A 15,747-nucleotide genomic window follows, 5' to 3' on the forward strand; every position below is an offset into this window, starting at 1 on the left:
TTAACATTTCAACCTGTCTATGAAAAAAAGCCAGAAAGCTTCCGGCTCCTTCCGTCGCCCGTATATTCTTCGGTCCCCCACCGCACTTTCAATACATCATCTGGCTACTGTTTTCTTTATATAAACAAAAAATGCATCTATTGCATATTGATCAGTTGCCAAAAGAACATACGTTCGGTATATAATAAAAAGGAGTCTAGCGAGGCACAACGTGAAGCCAATCCGATCGGTTCCCCTCTGTCGCTTTAAACCGTGGGAGAGCTTCATATTCAGATGCGGGTGCGGAGCGAGACTAGAAGATCTACACCAACCTAGAAGCGAGGTATAATACTATGAATCTTAACCCAAACGCTGTTAACTATGCCCATCAAACCGGACACGATAGCGGGGAAACCCGTCAGCTTCTGCAATCGCTGCTATGGAACAGGCATGACCTGCCCTCTCTGGAGCACAGCCGTCTCTACCAGCATCAAGAGGGATTCACGCTCACCGGAACGGTTGTAGCCAGTCTGGATACCCAGCCCCTCCACTGCTCCTATGAAGTCGAAACAACAAGCGGCTGGAAGACCCGTGAGGTTCGGATTCACCTCTCTAATGGCACCAAGGAACAGTCCCTTCACCTGAAACAGGATGAGGACAACCGCTGGTGGAGCAGCGGCACAGAATTAACGTCATTTGCGGGAATGAATGACATTGATCTCGGGATCACCCCGTCCACCAACACGCTCCCGATCCGGCGTCTGCAGCTGAAACCGGGGGAGAGTGCGTCCATGATCGCTGTCTGGATTCAGTTCCCAAGTCTGACCGTCAGCCCTCTTCCTCAACGATATACGCGTACGGGTGAACGCTCCTACCGTTATGAGAGCAACAACGGGGCCTATCAAGCGGATCTGGAGGTCGACGAGCACGGGCTTGTCACGAAATATGCGGACGTTTGGAGCCGAACCCGCTGAATAAACTCCGGTGGAGTTTGGATGCCGAGGATGACCTGCCCCTTATTTTGCCGGATCGGGTAAAATAACTTTTACGCGTTCCCCATCCTGCCTTCAACATGACAAATATCCCCTGCGCGGTCTGGCTTGACCTTCAGGGGATTTCATATTTCTTACCTATTGCTTCTTACCTCTGGCATATTGCCTCTTGCTTTTTTTGCTTCTTATCTCTTATATCACGGCTTTATGTGTTCATGCTTCTTGCTTCTTGCTTCTTACGTCTTGTTTCTTGTTTCTTGCTTCTGCTCCATGCTTACTGCTGATTCTACCCTCTTGCTTCATCCTTCCTGCCCTGACTTTCCAATCAATGCGGGACAAATACAAGCTGCAGCACAAACAGCACGGCAAAAATATACATCAGCGGATGAACTGCCTTCCACTTGCCCTTCACGATTTTCATGAGCGGGTAGGAAATAAAACCGAGCGCAATTCCGGTCGCGATGCTGGATGTAAGCGGCATGGTCAAGATGACCAGAAACGCAGGGAACGCTTCGTCAAAATCATTCCACCGGATGTGCTGGACATTGCTCATCATCAGGCACCCTACGACGATGAGTGAAGGCGCCGTAATGGCAGATAGTCCGGCAACCGCTCCGATCAACGGACTGAAGAAGGCCGCAACCACAAACAATCCGGCAACCACAACCGCTGTCAGGCCTGTACGCCCGCCTGCGCCGACCCCTGCAGCGGACTCAATGTACGCGGTTGTCGGGCTTGTGCCAACCATGGATCCCGCTACCGTTGCCACCGAATCAGAGAACATGGCACGCTCGGCTCGGGGCAGCTTGTTATCCTTCATCAGCCCCGCCTGCTCTGCAACACCGACAACCGTACCTGTGGTATCGAACAATGTCACAAGCAGGAACGAGAACACAACGGCGTAAAGCCCGTGTCTGATCACATCCGAGGCTGCCGTAATCGGATTCCATACCAGAATGCCCTCCGGCAGTGTAGGAACAGACATAATGCCACTCGTAAAGGACAGCATACCGGCAAAATAAGCAATAATTCCGGTAATGATCATACCGATAAAGAGGGCACCCTTCACATCCCGGGACAGCAATACAAGTGTAACCGCCAGCCCGACCAAAGCGAGCACCACCGAGGGCTGATGCAAATCGCCAAGGGCTACCAGATTATCCGGATGCGCCGTAATAATGCCGCTCATCCTGAGACCGATAAAAGCAATGAACAGGCCGATTCCGACCGTGATTGCATGCTTGAGATTCGCAGGGATCATCTCGATCAGCCTGCGCCGAAGTGAGGTCATCGACAACAGCAGAAACAGAATACCCGCGATGAAAACGGCGGAGAAAGCTTCAATATACCCAAGTCCGGCATGTCCTTGAACGACAGAGTAGGTGAAATAGGCATTTAATCCCATCCCTGGCGCTACAGCGATCGGGTAACGGGCTACGAGCCCCATCAGCAGTGTACCGATGACAGCGGCTATAATCGTGGCCGTGAAGCTTTGTTCAAATGGCACGCCCGCTTGCGATAATATCAGCGGATTCACAACGGTCACATAAGCCATCGTAAAAAATGTCGTGGTCCCGGCAACAACTTCTGTCTTAACCGAGGTACCGTTAGCTTTTAAATCAAACACAAAATATCCTCCATTCATGATGCATGGACCAGCCAAAGAGTCTGGACCTTTTGGTAAGTTGCATGATGTTTGTTATACTCAAAACACAATAGGTGTTTACTCTATATCCTCGATTGGTACGCTATTTTCAGGTAGGCGTAAGCCACATCGATTACAGGAGGCCATAGACTATGTGCGGACGCTTTACACTCACCGTGACGTGGGAAGAGCTTATGACCAGGTATCTTATCGATCCCGAGTCGGTATCTCCCTTTCACATTCCCCGATACAACATTGCTCCAACCCAAATGGTAACGGCCATCATCAATGACGGCAGCACCAACCGAATCGGACAACTGCAATGGGGGCTTGTCCCGTCCTGGGCCAAGGATTCCTCCACAGGCGCCAAAATGATCAACGCACGCAGCGAAACACTGGAGGAGAAGCCTGCTTATAGGATGCCCTTTTATCGGAAAAGATGCCTAATTCCTGCAGACGGTTTTTACGAATGGCAAAAAAACGAGAATGGCAAACAGCCCTTTCGCATCGGCTTGAGAAGCGGTGATTTATTCAGCATGGCAGGTCTGTATGACATCTGGATCACCCCCAGCGGAGAAAAACTGAGCACCTGCACCGTCATCACCACCGAGCCCAACACACTCATGGAGCCCATCCATAACCGGATGCCGGTTATTCTCAGACCCGAGGACGAGGCATTATGGCTGGAACGGACGACAGCTGCAAGTGAGCGTTACCCCTCCAACCTGCAATCTCTCAAAGAGCTTCTGAAGCCTTATCCCGCTCAGGATATGCAAGCCGTACCAGTTAGCACAACGGTCAATTCCGTCAAAAATGATACGGAGGACTGTATCCGCTCCATTACTCGCAGCTAAGTCAGCCTGAACGCAAAAAAACTTTGCCTATCCTCCTGACTCCTCGCGACATTGCCTGGGCAATGATTCAATCGCCTGTGCCTGGATCCATACAACCCAGTCGTCATTAAGAATTGCTTGCAGAATTATCATTCCTGTTTCAACAACATTTAAGCCCCTGCTCATAAGGAGAAGAGTACTCCAGAGAGGGGCTTCTTCTATGCTTGTAAAACCTTGATGTCATCCAATGGTTTAACGAAACATTCCCCACAGCTTGATCAGATGGAATGTATTGTTCGGGTCAATACGCTGTGCAAGCACGAATTGCACCATTTGCTGCTCCTGCGTTGAACTCAGCTTCTCATTCAGTATGCCGCTGGCGGTTCGGACCAATTGATGCACCTTGGTACTGTTTTGAAGATCGGCTTTGGTCAATCCTTGGGTGAGTCCCTTGATTTTCTCCTTGATTGCCGGGTTTTTCATTTTAAGTTTAATCCGCTCCACCAGCTGCGGACTAATCCCGTACTGCTGATAACCCAATGTTGAAACACCTCCAGTCATAAATGCTGTCACCTTTTTTGATTATATGACGAAGGTCTGTCCATTGTGCCAACAGATTACACGCCGCTAATCCATGATATCGCCCTGAAAAATCTTCTCCTGCTGCAAAAATTCACGCAAAGGCTCATACTCGGGTGACGTCCAGAAGGCAGTGTCACTGACCAGAGCAGCGGCATCACCTCTGGCTTCTTCCACTACTTTGAAGTCGGCCACCATGTCGGCCAGCCGGAATTCCGGCAGCCCGCTCTGCTTCGTACCGAAAAAGTCGCCAGGGCCGCGCAGCTCCAAATCTCGCCGGGATACCTCAAAGCCGTCCTCGGTTTCGGTCATCACCTGCATGCGCTCCTGTCCTACCTCCGACTTCGGATCGGCCACAAGAACGCAATAGGAAGCATGCTGTCCCCGGCCTACCCGCCCGCGCAGCTGGTGCAGCTGCGACAGGCCGAAGCGGTCCGCATCCATAATGATCATCAGCGTTGCATTCGGCACATCCACCCCAACCTCAACTACCGTTGTAGAGATGAGCAGCTGCACTTCATTGCTGTAGAACTGGCGCATGACTTCATCCTTCTCGGCAGGCGTCATGCGGCCGTGCAGGAGTCCGACAGCATACTTGGGAAAGGCCTGCTGCATCTGAACATGCAGGTCAATCGCGTTCTGAACATCCAGCTTGTCCGACTCCTCAATCAATGGAGCGATCAGGTATGCCTGCCGTCCCTGGTCTACTTCCCGGGAAATAAATCCGAGCACACGCTCCATGAGCTCGTGTTTGACCCAATAAGTTGTGATCGGAATACGCCCTTTCGGCCGCTCCGACAGGGTGGATACATCCATATCCCCAAAAGCGGTAATCGCCAGCGTCCGCGGAATCGGAGTTGCCGTCATCGTCAGCACATCCGGGTTATAACCTTTACGCCGGAGCACGCTCCGCTGATTCACGCCGAAGCGGTGCTGTTCGTCCGTCACAACGAGCCCAAGCTCACGGAAGTACACATCATCCTGAATAAGGGCATGTGTGCCCACCACAACGTCTATCAGTCCCATCTGCAGGGAAGCCAGCAAGTCCTTGCGCTTCTTCCCCGTAACGCTGCCTGTCAGCAGACCCACGGTAATTCCAAAGGGTTCAAACAGCTTCTGCAAGGAACGCATATGCTGTTCCGCAAGAATTTCCGTCGGCACCATCAAGGCACCTTGAAAGCCCGAACGCACCGTTGTAAACAGGGCAATGGCAGCTACAATCGTTTTTCCCGAGCCCACATCCCCTTGAAGCAAACGATTCATGCAGTAGGGGGAGCGCATATCGTGCAAAATCTCCAGCTCCACCTTCTTCTGCGCATCGGTAAGCTCAAACGGGAAGCTGCGCACAAACTCCCGAATGGTTGCATTGTCAGCCGTATGTACAACACCGTCCATCCGCCCCCGGTTCAGTGCGCGGAACGCCTGCATCTTCAGCTGGAACAGAAAGAGCTCTTCATACACCATCCGGCGTCGCCCTTCCTGACCTTCCCTGGAATCCACAGGCTGATGAATCGTCAAGATAGCCCCTTTACGGGGCATCAGATCATACTTTCGAAGCAAAAATTGCGGCAGAATCTCGGGAATCATCTCCCCGTACTGCTCCAAAGCCTGTCCTATCGTTTTTCGGATCCAGGATTGCGTAATCTTCCCACCGATGGAGTAGACCGGCTGCAGCGTCCCGCTGCGGAAGGCCCCTTTATCCGGGAACTCCGATTCGGATACCGTAAGCTGCATTCTTCGTTGATCCCACTTGCCCGTCAGCACGATCTCCCGGCCAGCCGTCAGCTGATCCTTGAGAAAATGCCGGTTGAACCAAGTCGCAGTGAACATCCAATTCTCTGCGAGCATTTTGCAGGTTAGACGGGATTTCCCACCATAGCGCTGCAATACAGGCACACTGGCGATCTTCGCTTGAATGGTGATTCTGTCTCCGTCTTTCACTTCACTTAAGGACCGGAGCCGGTAATCCTCATACCGGAAGGGGTAATATTCCAATAAATCCTTAACCGTAGAGACGCCAAAGGCGTGAAGCTCCCCTTCTTTCAGGGCGCTCACGCCGTTGATCTGTCTGACGGATATTTGATCGAGTTTGAGACTCATATCATCTACCTCACTTAAGCAGGCCATATATATGCTGCAATGGTTCCCGGTCCAACATGCGTACCGATAACCGGACCGATCTCGGAGAACACCGTTTCCTCAATCGTAAACACAGCGGACAACTGCTGCAGAAAATCCTCAACCTGAGCAGGGTCAGCTGTATGACCCACAGCCACTTTAATATTTTTTACGCCGGATAAATCCTGTTGAAACAGCTCAATGATTTTGGCGGTTGCTTTCTTGCGTCCGCGCACCTTGTCTACCGGGAAAATGATTCCTTGACCATCAATGGACAGGATAGGTTTAATGTTGAGCAATGTGCCCAGCACTGCCGAAGCTTTACCGATCCGCCCACCCTTCTGCAAATATTCCAGCGTGTCTACCAGGAAGTAGAGGCGGCGCTTGGAACGAAGATCTTCCATGGACAAAATAATATCTGAAGCAGCAGCTCCCTCTTGAGCGAGCTTGGCTGCATGAACAACAAATAATCCGAAACCGTAGGAAGCTGATTTGGAATCCCACACGGTAATATCCGCTTCACCTTCCATAAGAGAAGTTGCAAGCAATGCGGACTGATACGTCCCGCTTAAGCCCGATGAGATGTGAATCGACACGATGGAGCAGCCTGGATGCTGTTCCAGGATGGACTCATACACGGCTACAAAATCTGCGGGAGATGGCTGGGAGGTCGTTGGAAGCTGTGGCGATTGTACCAGCTTGGTGTAGAACTCGCCTGGCGTAATTTCGACTCCGTCCAAATACGTATCTTCCCCAAACATAAGTCTCAGCGGCACGATATGAATGTTGTGTTGCTTCGCCAGGTCTGCCGGAATATCCGCTGTGCTGTCTGTCACAATAACGGTCTTATTCACCGGAACCCCTCCTAAAAATATACCCTGCATAATGTTGAATCCTCTATACACGTACACATACTTCCCTATTTCTTGAATCAGGACTCCACAGAGAACAGATAAGAATAAATCGGCTGTCCGCCATAGTGTACTTCAACTTCTGCGTTCGGGTAGTGCTCACCTAGCCAGTCGGTCAGGGCGTTGGTCGATTCCTCGGTTGCATCCGCTCCGGTAAGAAGCGTGACAATCTCGTCGCCGGATTCCAGCATTTTGCCAAGTAAATCCTGCGAGGTTGTAATCAGATCCGCATTGGCTGCAACAATGTTGGAATTGCGAATTCCGATAAACTGGCCTGCCTTGATCTCCAGATCATCAATCGTGGTATCCCGAACCGCATAGGTCACTTGACCGGATTGAACGCGGGTGATGGCGTCCAGCATGCTGTCCGTATTCATGTCCGCACTTTCGTCCTCCTGGAATGCGAAAGCTGCCGCCATCCCCTGCGGAATCGTCTTGCTCGGAATAACCGTCACGCTGCGCTCGCCTTCCAGAAGCTCCCGAGCCTGCTGGGCAGCCAGCACGATGTTCGAGTTATTCGGAAGAATGAACACTTGCTGAGCCGAGATCGAAGAAATCGCATTGACAAAATCCTCCGTGCTCGGGTTCATTGTCTGTCCGCCGGAGAGAACGACGTCAACGCCCAGGCTTTTGAAAATATCGGAAATGCCTTCCCCTGACGATACCGCAATGAAACCATAAGGTGCGATTTCGTCCGCAGGAGGAACAGCTGGCGCTTCCGGCGTTACATGCTCTGCCGGGATATCCGCAAACAGCTCTGGCATCGGTGCAATATCCATCCCTGTTGTCAGAAGATCACGATGCTGCTCACGCATATTCAAAATGTGAATCTGAGTGATTTCTCCATACTGAAGCGCCAAATTCAACACTTCGCCCGGAGCTTTAGAATGCACATGCACTTTGATCGTTTCGTCATCGGAAATGACAATGATGGAATCTCCGTTCACTGCAAGCGCTTTCCGGAAATAATCTTCATCGAATTCCGCGCCTGCTCCCTCTCCAAGCTGTCTGTTAATAAAGAATTCCATATCATATAAAAATTCAATGTCCTCTGTGGACAGTCTGGACTGGGCTGAAGCCGGAGCTTGAACCGCAGAGAAGTCAGGGACCGCATGGGAGACCGGTGCTGTATTGCTCTGTTCGGCTTGTCCTTCCGACACAGCATATGATCCGGAGGGGACGTCTTGTCTGAGTGCCTGCAAGAAACCTTCGTAAATGTATACCAGGCCTTGACCGCCCGAATCCACGACACCAACCTGTTTCAGAACAGGGAGCATATCCGGTGTCTGGGAGAGCGTTTCCTTCGCTTTCGCCAGCACCTGCTCCATCAGCTCAACAACATCGTTGCTGCGGCGGGAGAAATAGACTGCATGTTTAGCCGCTTCCTTTGCTACCGTAAGGATGGTGCCTTCTACGGGCTTTACAACCGCTTTGTAAGCAGCTTCCACGCCTGTCTGGAGCGCAGCAGCAAATTGATGGGTATTAAGTTCTGTATATGGTGCTGCATACCGGCTGAAACCGCGGAACAACTGGGATAAAATAACCCCTGAGTTCCCTCTGGCTCCCATTAGAAGCCCCTTGGACAGCACACCGGCACTATGTCCGACGGATTCCGAGTGCTTACTCTTCAGTTCTGCAACGCCTGCAGTCATCGTCAAATTCATGTTTGTCCCCGTGTCGCCATCCGGCACCGGGAAAACATTCAGGGAATTGACGTGTTCTGCATGCTGCTGCAGTTGCTCCGCTCCGGCTAGGACCATCGCGGTAAATTCTGTTCCATTCAAAGAACGCTTACTCAATGAGAATTCCCCTTCCTGGCTTGATACCCATAACACTTCTTTTCGTAAATTTCATTATCTATTTCATAGCTTATAGCTGACGAAATGCCCAAACGGTAAATAATAGACTTGCCATGATTAAATCGATCATAACATCTTGATGGGCTACCCTCTCGTCCTCTACGTCTGCCGGCGTTCCAAGCATCTTGAGAGCCATGCCGACTAGCCCACAATATATTTCTTCGGAAATATTATGGACTAATCAACATTGTACTATAAGAAGAAAGAGAAATAAATGTTTTTAGGATAGTTGACGGAGCAATTTTTACTGTGATATTATATTTAAGTATTGTTTCATGCAGGGTTAGGTACAAGGAGGTGTAATGAATGGCTCGCAAATGTTATGTAACTGGCAAGAAACCAAGCAGTGGTAACCACGTTTCTCACGCTAACAATCACAACAAGCGTTCTTGGGGTGTCAACGTTCAAAAGGTTCGCATTTTGGTGGATGGCAAGCCAAAACGTGTATACGTCAGCACTCGTGCTTTGAAATCCGGTAAAGTGACTCGCGTATAATCATCTCGTGTTATATGAAGAAAAACTTCTTAATCTCCAGGCACCGTTTGTGGGCTATCCGGGACAAGGAAGTTTTTCTTGCGTTTAGATACATATTCTTCTCCTAAACAAAAAGCACCTTGAGCGGATAGCAGGTGCTTTTTTTATTTAGATATAAGAAAAATGAACGAGCAAAACTCCCGCTTTCTTATATCGCAAGAAAACTTCCGGTCGAACGCGGTCTGTCTTCGATAAGTACGTCGCTAGACACTCTTCTTTTGATATAAGAAAGCGAAGGAGACATCGCGCTTGGCTTACTTATACCGCAAGAGAAACTTCCGCACGAGATGCGGTATCTCCTCCATGCGCGGATCGGAGTGTTCTTGCCTCTTTCCCTAGAACCGGCAAGGCGGTGCCAGTCCCGGGCGGAGGTTTTGTTACGCCGGGACAAGCTGTCAGCTCTTGTGAAACGTATTTAAGATCGCCTTCACAAAACCTCCCAGAAACTTCGGCAGCTTGAACGTATAGAATTTCATGTCTCACCCTCCCCATCATTCTCATGCCTTCCTAGATTATGTTATGCACCAAGCCCATAGATGTGAACACAGACAAAAAAGGCTACATGAGAACCCTGCTCATGTAACCATATTTATGCGGGAAAACCCCGCCCTATGCATCCCTTGCTCACGTTCCGGTCAAGATGTTACGCTGTTTCGAATATTTGCGATGGCTGCTGCGCGATCCGGCTTGCCGAATACCGCGCTTCCCGCCACCAGGACATCAGCTCCTGCTTCCACCACAAGGGGCGCTGTCTCCGCTGTAATGCCTCCATCCACTTCAATATGGATATTGGGGAAGTCAGAGCTTGAAATCCATTCACGGAGCTGTGAGATCTTGTTAACGGTCCGCTCGATAAAAGCTTGTCCGCCAAATCCAGGGTTTACAGTCATGACCAGCACCAGATCCAAATCAGGAAGCACCTCCTGCAGCACATGGGCCGGCGTGGCCGGATTGATCGCAACGCCTGCCTTTACGCCATGCTCCTTAATAAGATGGATCACACGATGAAGATGCGGACAGGTCTCGGCATGAACCGTAATCAGGTCAGCTCCTGCCTTTACGAAATCCGCTATATAAAGCTCCGGCTGCTCGATCATCAGATGCACGTCAAGCGTCAGGCTCGTGTGCGGTCTGATCGCTTGGACGATAGGCGGACCCAGCGTAATATTAGGCACGAAGTGACCGTCCATCACGTCCACATGAATCCAATCGGCTCCGCCGGCCTCGGCATCCTTAATTTCTTGTCCCAGCTTGGCAAAATCAGCTGACAGTATGGATGGGGCAATTTTTATCATAGTTTCAGTACCTCCGCTTCTTGTCTTTCATTTCTGCAAAAAACTCCACATAATGCTCGTAGCGGCTGGCAAGAATGATTCCATCCTCTTTGGCTTGAATCACCCGGCAGCCCGGCTCATGCAGATGACTGCAGCCTCTGAATTTGCAGTTGTTGGCATAAAGAGCAAACTCCCTGAAACAGGTCGAAAGCTCTTCGACGCCCAGCTCCAAAAAGTCCAATTGGCTAAAGCCCGGTGTATCGGCAACGTACCCGCCGTTATCAAGCTCGATCAGCTCGACATGACGCGTCGTATGCCGACCCCGGCCAAGACGCAAACTGATTTCACTGGTCTCCAGCGTGAGGCCGGGCATCAGCGCATTAAGCAAAGACGACTTCCCGACACCGGATTGACCGGAGAATACGCTAATATGGCCCGCCAAGCGATCCTTCACCTGTTCGGTGCCTGTACCTTCGACCGAGCTGGTAATCATCACTTCGTAGCCTATTTGCTCGTACTGGCGCTTGACCTGCTCCAGTATATCGTCCGAGGCATCCGCAAGATCCTGCTTCGTTAAACAGATCAACGCTTCAAGACCGGCATGCTCAATATGTACCAGGAACTTGTCCAGCAGGTGCAAGCTCAGGTCCGGTTCTTTAACCGAAAACAACAGCACCGCCAAGTCGACATTAGCGACAGGCGGGCGAATTAATTGGGAAGACCGTGGAAGAATTTCTTCCACGGTCCCTTCCCCATTCTCAGTCAGTGAGTACATAACGTGATCTCCAACGAGCGGAGAGATGCCTTTCTTTTTGAAAATGCCGCGGGCTCTGCATTGAACCGCTGGGTCCTCCCCGGATATAATGTTGCCGTCTTGCAGTGGTTTGACATAGTAATATCCGCTTAGTGCCTTCACGATCAATCCCTCAAGCATATAATAGGCCTCACCTTTCTTGTTGAAATTTTAGTGTTCTCATGACTTGTGTCCTAATCATTATCCTTGTTGCCTCGACCCTTGCCGTTGCCATTATTGCCGGATTCCCAATGATTGGCTGCATCGTCTTCGCCATTGTTACCCTCTTCCCCGTTGCCTTCGTCCGGATTGGTGTCGACCGGCACATCAGGCGGAGCAGGCGGCTCTTCAAAGGTCGGCTGCGGCACGGTTCCGTTCTTAACATCGCTGTAACTTACGCTGTACGTATCCACCTGGCGGCCATCACGGAATATCATCACCGTGGCATCCTTGTTCGGTGCCAGCAGCAGCTTGACAGGCACCATTTCCGACGTCGTAATGACCTTGTTCACGACTTCCTGGTTTTCTCCCAATGCATCGGTAAAGACCACACGAATCTTGCTTTCTTGGCCCTCCATGCTAGGTGATACCGGAACGCTGTAATTATATTCAAGTGCATCCGATGGATAGCCGGAGCTGACGAACAGCGTGATTTCGGCGCCTGGTGCAACTTGTTGATTGGCCTCATGCGGCCACTGCTCTATTACGATGCCCTTCTTCACTTCAAAGCTGGATCTCTCTTTAATTGGCCCAATCTTAAAACCATTCGACTTCAAAATATTGACGGCGTTCTCCTGCTCTAAACCAACCACGCCCGGCATAGAGACCAAATTTTTGCCCTCGCTTACCGTTAAGGTGATTTCCACCTCATCGGGATTGAATTCTGTTTCAAAATCCGGACTTTGTTTAAAGATCAGACCCTCCGCGACATCATCATTTTTCTGCGAAGATTGTTTAATGGAGATTGGTTTGACTCCCATCTCTTTCAACTCGGCAACGGCCTGATCAAACGTCTTGCCCGAGAGATCCGGCATTTGTTTAAGCGGCTTCTTATCCCCAACCGACAATTGAACCGGGGAACCCTTCTTCAGCATGGTCTCCGCTTCCTTGTTCTGCGCAAAAACAATGCCTTCATCGACATTCGGTTTATATTCCCGGAGGACTTCCTCATCCACCGTCAAACCGCTCGCCTCGAGCTCGCGAATCGCTTCCTCTTCCGTCATGCCTACAACCTGGGGAACCTTAACCTCCGGTACCTCCAGCATGTTGTTCACATACATGACAACACCAGCCATGATACCCAGGAACAGGAGTACCGATCCGATGATAATGGTCGGCTTGACCCATTTTTTCTTCGGTTTACCGGTGGGCTTTTCCTCATATTCCTCATTGTCCGCATCATCGTCCGGGTCATCATGCTGACTGCGCTGCATCGTTTTGAGTGCCGGCATGACCAGGGTTGAATCGGCATCTTCCTCAAACTCCATCTTCGGTTCATTGAGACGCATCGGGTGCAAACACGTCTCCAGGTCGTCCATCATCTCTTCCGCAGACTGGTAGCGCTCCTCCGGATTTTTGCGCATGGATTTCAAAATAATGTTCTCCACGCTTTGAGGGATAAGCGGATTGACCTCTCTCGGCTCATCAAATTCCTCCTGGAGATGCTTCAGAGCAACACTAATCGGGCTCTCGCCCAGAAAAGGAAGACGGGCAGTAAGCATCTGGTATAACACGATACCAAGCGAGTATAAATCCGATTTCTCTCCGGTCACGACGCCCTTGGCGTGCTCCGGCGAGAAATAATGCACAGAGCCCACAACGGAGCCTGTTTGCGTAATCGTTGTCGACGTGACCGCTCTGGCAATCCCAAAGTCGGTTACTTTGACCCTCCCATTGCGGCCAATCAGAATGTTATGCGGTTTGATATCCCTGTGTATGATCTGATTATGATGAGCATGCCCCAGTGCATCACAAATCTGGGTAGCAATCCGCACGGCTTCTTCCACCTGCAGCGGCGCCCGTTCTTTAATGATTTCATTCAAGTTCTGGCCTTCGATATATTCCATGACGATGTAATGCACTTCTTCCTCCTGGCCCACATCATAGATGCTGACCACATTGGAATGCGACAACGAAGCCGCTGATTGTGCCTCGCGCCGGAAACGGCGAATAAATTCCTCGTCGTGCACAAACTGCTGGCGCAGCACTTTGATCGCTACGTTTCGGTTCAGCAAAATATCCTGAGCCTTGTAGACCAGCGCCATGCCACCGCCACCGATGCGTTCAATAATCTTATAACGACCAGCCAATTCATGTCCGATCATGAATCCCACCCCTTTATACGTTGCCCGTCAACCTCTTCATGATGTTCAAACATTGCGACAGTAATGTTGTCCTCACCGCCAGCGAGAAGTGCCAGTTGAAGCAGGCGATCCGCTCTTTCTTCCAGAGGAAGGTCAAGTGAACCCGAAATTTGTCCAATCAGTTCACGGCTGACCCGGTTGCTTAGCCCGTCACTGCAGAGAAGCAGCACTTCGCTTTCTCCTATCGTAACCGGTGTAAGCTCAACCGTCACATCCACATCCGTTCCAAGCGCCCGGCTTAATACATTTTTCCGGGGATGGGTTTCCAGTTGATCTTCCGTAATCTGACCACTTTTATAAAGCTCATTGACCAGTGTATGATCATCCGTGAGTCGAATCACTTGTCCGGGAATGATTTTGTAGGCCCGACTATCCCCGATATGTCCGATATAACCCTCGGATCCTCGCAGCAGCACCGCTACAATTGTCGTTCCCATATTGTGAAGCCGCTCATCAGACGAGGCTTCCCGATAGATAACTGCGTTAGCATGCAAAATGGCATCCCCCAGCGCAGCCCGAATACTTTCCATGGACATGTCCTGCTCCAGTGAGGACAAATCCTCGGCTACGGTGTCTACCGCAAGCCTGCTGGCGGTGTCACCTGCAAGATGACCTCCCATACCGTCAGCAACCACACCTAAGGTGTAGCCATGCTCCAGTGTGCTAACAAATACCGAATCTTCATTAACAGGACGAACACGTCCCACATGGCTTACATGAACCGTCTTGATCAAATGTTCTCACCTCAACTCCATATGCTTGGCCCGCAGCTGACCGCAAGCGGCAGCGATATCATGGCCTTGTTCACGACGGATGGTCACGTTGACCCCCTTGTCTGCTAACGCACGCTGAAATTTGAAAATGTCGTTTCGCGATGTGCGAACATATTTCCGCTCCGGCACGTGGTTAACCGGAATCAGATTGACAAAGCAGTTCATGTCCTTGATGACGTCCGCAAGCTCTTCGGCATGTTCAACCTGATCGTTCACCCCACCGATCAGCGCATACTCAAACGTAATGCGCCGTCCGGTTTTCGCCTGATAATGACGAAGCGATTCAATCACATCATCAAACGGAAAACGACGGTTGACCGGCATCAGCTTCGAGCGCAGTTTATCGTTCGGTGCATGAATGGAGATGGCCAGATTAATCTGGGTATTCTCTTCTGTGAATTTATAAATGTTAGGCACAATGCCACTCGTCGAAACGGTGATGTGGCGCTGGCCGATATTCAGCCCTTTTTCATGGATCATCGTGCGTAGAAACTTCATGGTTGCCTCATAGTTCTCGAACGGCTCGCCTGAACCCATGATCACGATGCTGCTGACACGCTCTCCCGTTTTATCGAGAATCTTCTGCGCCTGAACCACTTGGGCCACGATCTCTCCGGAGGTCAGATTCCGCTTCAAGCCTCCCAAGGTGGATGCACAGAACGTACATCCGATACGGCAGCCCACCTGTGTCGTAACGCAAATGCTGTTACCGTAGTTATGCTTCATAATGACCGTCTCGATGGCATGGTCATCATGCAGGCCGAACAGGAACTTGACCGTTCCGTCCTTGGATTCGAGCTTGGTGATTTCGGACAACGTAACGAAGCTGAACTGCTGCTCCAGCTTGCCGCGGAGCTCCTTGGACAAATTCGTCATTTCCTCGAAGTCATTTACCCGCTTCACGTACAGCCAGTCATAGATCTGGGTTCCGCGAAACGCCGGCTCTCCATTCTCTTGAGCCCATGCTTGTAGTTCTTCCAGTGAATAATCGTATATAAAAGGTTTCATTCTCACCACACCTGTCTAATTTAGAGGATATTCGGAAACATTCTCCTGAAATCCCGCTATTACATTCATATGCATCTCTTTTTTCA

The 15,747-nt window shown here is 50.6% G+C and carries 14 protein-coding genes; 3 read left to right on the forward strand and 11 right to left on the reverse strand.

The window, feature by feature from the left end; translation table 11 throughout:
- Nucleotides 1-332: 332 nt before the first annotated feature.
- Nucleotides 333-953, forward strand: a complete 621-nt coding sequence (locus B9D94_RS19165) for a putative glycolipid-binding domain-containing protein (RefSeq protein WP_148247721.1) — start codon at nt 333-335, stop codon at nt 951-953.
- 343 nt (nt 954-1,296) lie between these two features.
- Here the strand turns inward: B9D94_RS19165 and B9D94_RS19175 are convergent, their stop codons facing one another.
- Nucleotides 1,297-2,598: an NCS2 family permease gene (locus B9D94_RS19175; protein WP_006209237.1), complete on the reverse strand. Its 1,302-nt coding sequence runs from the start codon at nt 2,596-2,598 to the stop codon at nt 1,297-1,299.
- 170 nt (nt 2,599-2,768) lie between these two features.
- Here B9D94_RS19175 and B9D94_RS19180 point away from each other — a divergent pair, with 170 nt between their 5' ends.
- Entirely contained in the window at nt 2,769-3,470 is a 702-nt protein-coding gene (locus B9D94_RS19180; protein WP_148247722.1) for an SOS response-associated peptidase, read from the forward strand.
- A gap of 231 nt (nt 3,471-3,701) precedes the next feature.
- Here B9D94_RS19180 and B9D94_RS19185 read toward each other — a convergent pair whose 3' ends face one another.
- The 4 genes from B9D94_RS19185 to B9D94_RS19200 form a co-directional block, all read right to left on the reverse strand.
- A complete protein-coding gene (locus B9D94_RS19185; protein ID WP_006209234.1) occupies nt 3,702-3,989 on the reverse strand; it encodes a stage VI sporulation protein F in 288 nt (95 codons plus the stop codon).
- Nucleotides 3,990-4,076: 87 nt separating this feature from the next.
- Nucleotides 4,077-6,128, reverse strand: a complete 2,052-nt coding sequence (gene recG / locus B9D94_RS19190; RefSeq protein ID WP_148247723.1) for an ATP-dependent DNA helicase RecG — start codon at nt 6,126-6,128, stop codon at nt 4,077-4,079.
- 14 nt (nt 6,129-6,142) lie between these two features.
- Nucleotides 6,143-7,000 carry a DegV family protein gene (locus B9D94_RS19195; RefSeq protein ID WP_148247724.1) on the reverse strand — a complete coding sequence of 286 codons (858 nt, stop codon included), beginning with the start codon at nt 6,998-7,000 and terminating at the stop codon, nt 6,143-6,145.
- 77 nt (nt 7,001-7,077) lie between these two features.
- Nucleotides 7,078-8,856 (reverse strand): DAK2 domain-containing protein, encoded by a 1,779-nt coding sequence (locus B9D94_RS19200; RefSeq protein ID WP_006209231.1) that lies wholly within the window; start codon nt 8,854-8,856, stop codon nt 7,078-7,080.
- A 366-nt stretch (nt 8,857-9,222) separates the two neighbouring features.
- On the opposite strand from B9D94_RS19200, the gene rpmB reads away from it, so the two are divergent.
- Nucleotides 9,223-9,411, forward strand: a complete 189-nt coding sequence (gene rpmB / locus B9D94_RS19205; protein ID WP_006209230.1) for a 50S ribosomal protein L28 — start codon at nt 9,223-9,225, stop codon at nt 9,409-9,411.
- Nucleotides 9,412-9,845: 434 nt separating this feature from the next.
- Here the strand turns inward: rpmB and spoVM are convergent, their stop codons facing one another.
- From spoVM to rlmN, 6 genes are all read right to left on the reverse strand, one after another.
- Nucleotides 9,846-9,926 (reverse strand): stage V sporulation protein SpoVM, encoded by an 81-nt coding sequence (gene spoVM, locus B9D94_RS19210; protein ID WP_034273235.1) that lies wholly within the window; start codon nt 9,924-9,926, stop codon nt 9,846-9,848.
- 159 nt (nt 9,927-10,085) lie between these two features.
- Nucleotides 10,086-10,745 carry a ribulose-phosphate 3-epimerase gene (rpe, locus tag B9D94_RS19215; protein ID WP_006209229.1) on the reverse strand — a complete coding sequence of 220 codons (660 nt, stop codon included), beginning with the start codon at nt 10,743-10,745 and terminating at the stop codon, nt 10,086-10,088.
- A 4-nt stretch (nt 10,746-10,749) separates the two neighbouring features.
- Nucleotides 10,750-11,658, reverse strand: a complete 909-nt coding sequence (rsgA, locus tag B9D94_RS19220) for a ribosome small subunit-dependent GTPase A (RefSeq protein ID WP_036636589.1) — start codon at nt 11,656-11,658, stop codon at nt 10,750-10,752.
- A gap of 53 nt (nt 11,659-11,711) precedes the next feature.
- Nucleotides 11,712-13,841 carry a Stk1 family PASTA domain-containing Ser/Thr kinase gene (gene pknB / locus B9D94_RS19225; RefSeq protein WP_148247725.1) on the reverse strand — a complete coding sequence of 710 codons (2,130 nt, stop codon included), beginning with the start codon at nt 13,839-13,841 and terminating at the stop codon, nt 11,712-11,714.
- On the reverse strand, nt 13,838-14,614 hold the full coding sequence (locus tag B9D94_RS19230) for a Stp1/IreP family PP2C-type Ser/Thr phosphatase (protein WP_006209227.1): 777 nt from the start codon (nt 14,612-14,614) through the stop codon (nt 13,838-13,840). The genes pknB and B9D94_RS19230 overlap by 4 nt, the downstream gene beginning before the upstream one ends.
- 6 nt (nt 14,615-14,620) lie before the next feature.
- Nucleotides 14,621-15,661 carry a dual-specificity RNA methyltransferase RlmN gene (gene rlmN / locus B9D94_RS19235; RefSeq protein WP_006209226.1) on the reverse strand — a complete coding sequence of 347 codons (1,041 nt, stop codon included), beginning with the start codon at nt 15,659-15,661 and terminating at the stop codon, nt 14,621-14,623.
- Nucleotides 15,662-15,747: the final 86 nt, after the last annotated feature.

Source organism: Paenibacillus sp. Cedars (genome assembly GCF_003184205.1).
GTDB classification, from domain to species: domain Bacteria; phylum Bacillota; class Bacilli; order Paenibacillales; family Paenibacillaceae; genus Paenibacillus_AQ; species Paenibacillus_AQ glucanolyticus.

Bases quoted from the DNA above. Each gene is read 5' to 3' on its own strand.
- B9D94_RS19165 (WP_148247721.1), top strand. From the start codon at position 333: ATGAATCTTAACCCAAACGCTGTTAACTATGCCCATCAAACCGGACAC.
- B9D94_RS19180 (WP_148247722.1), top strand. From the start codon at position 2,769: ATGTGCGGACGCTTTACACTCACCGTGACGTGGGAAGAGCTTATGACC.
- recG (WP_148247723.1), bottom strand. From the start codon at position 6,128: ATGAGTCTCAAACTCGATCAAATATCCGTCAGACAGATCAACGGCGTG.
- rpmB (WP_006209230.1), top strand. From the start codon at position 9,223: ATGGCTCGCAAATGTTATGTAACTGGCAAGAAACCAAGCAGTGGTAAC.
- spoVM (WP_034273235.1), bottom strand. From the start codon at position 9,926: ATGAAATTCTATACGTTCAAGCTGCCGAAGTTTCTGGGAGGTTTTGTG.
- rpe (WP_006209229.1), bottom strand. From the start codon at position 10,745: ATGATAAAAATTGCCCCATCCATACTGTCAGCTGATTTTGCCAAGCTG.
- rsgA (WP_036636589.1), bottom strand. From the start codon at position 11,658: ATGCTTGAGGGATTGATCGTGAAGGCACTAAGCGGATATTACTATGTC.
- pknB (WP_148247725.1), bottom strand. From the start codon at position 13,841: ATGATCGGACATGAATTGGCTGGTCGTTATAAGATTATTGAACGCATC.
- rlmN (WP_006209226.1), bottom strand. From the start codon at position 15,661: ATGAAACCTTTTATATACGATTATTCACTGGAAGAACTACAAGCATGG.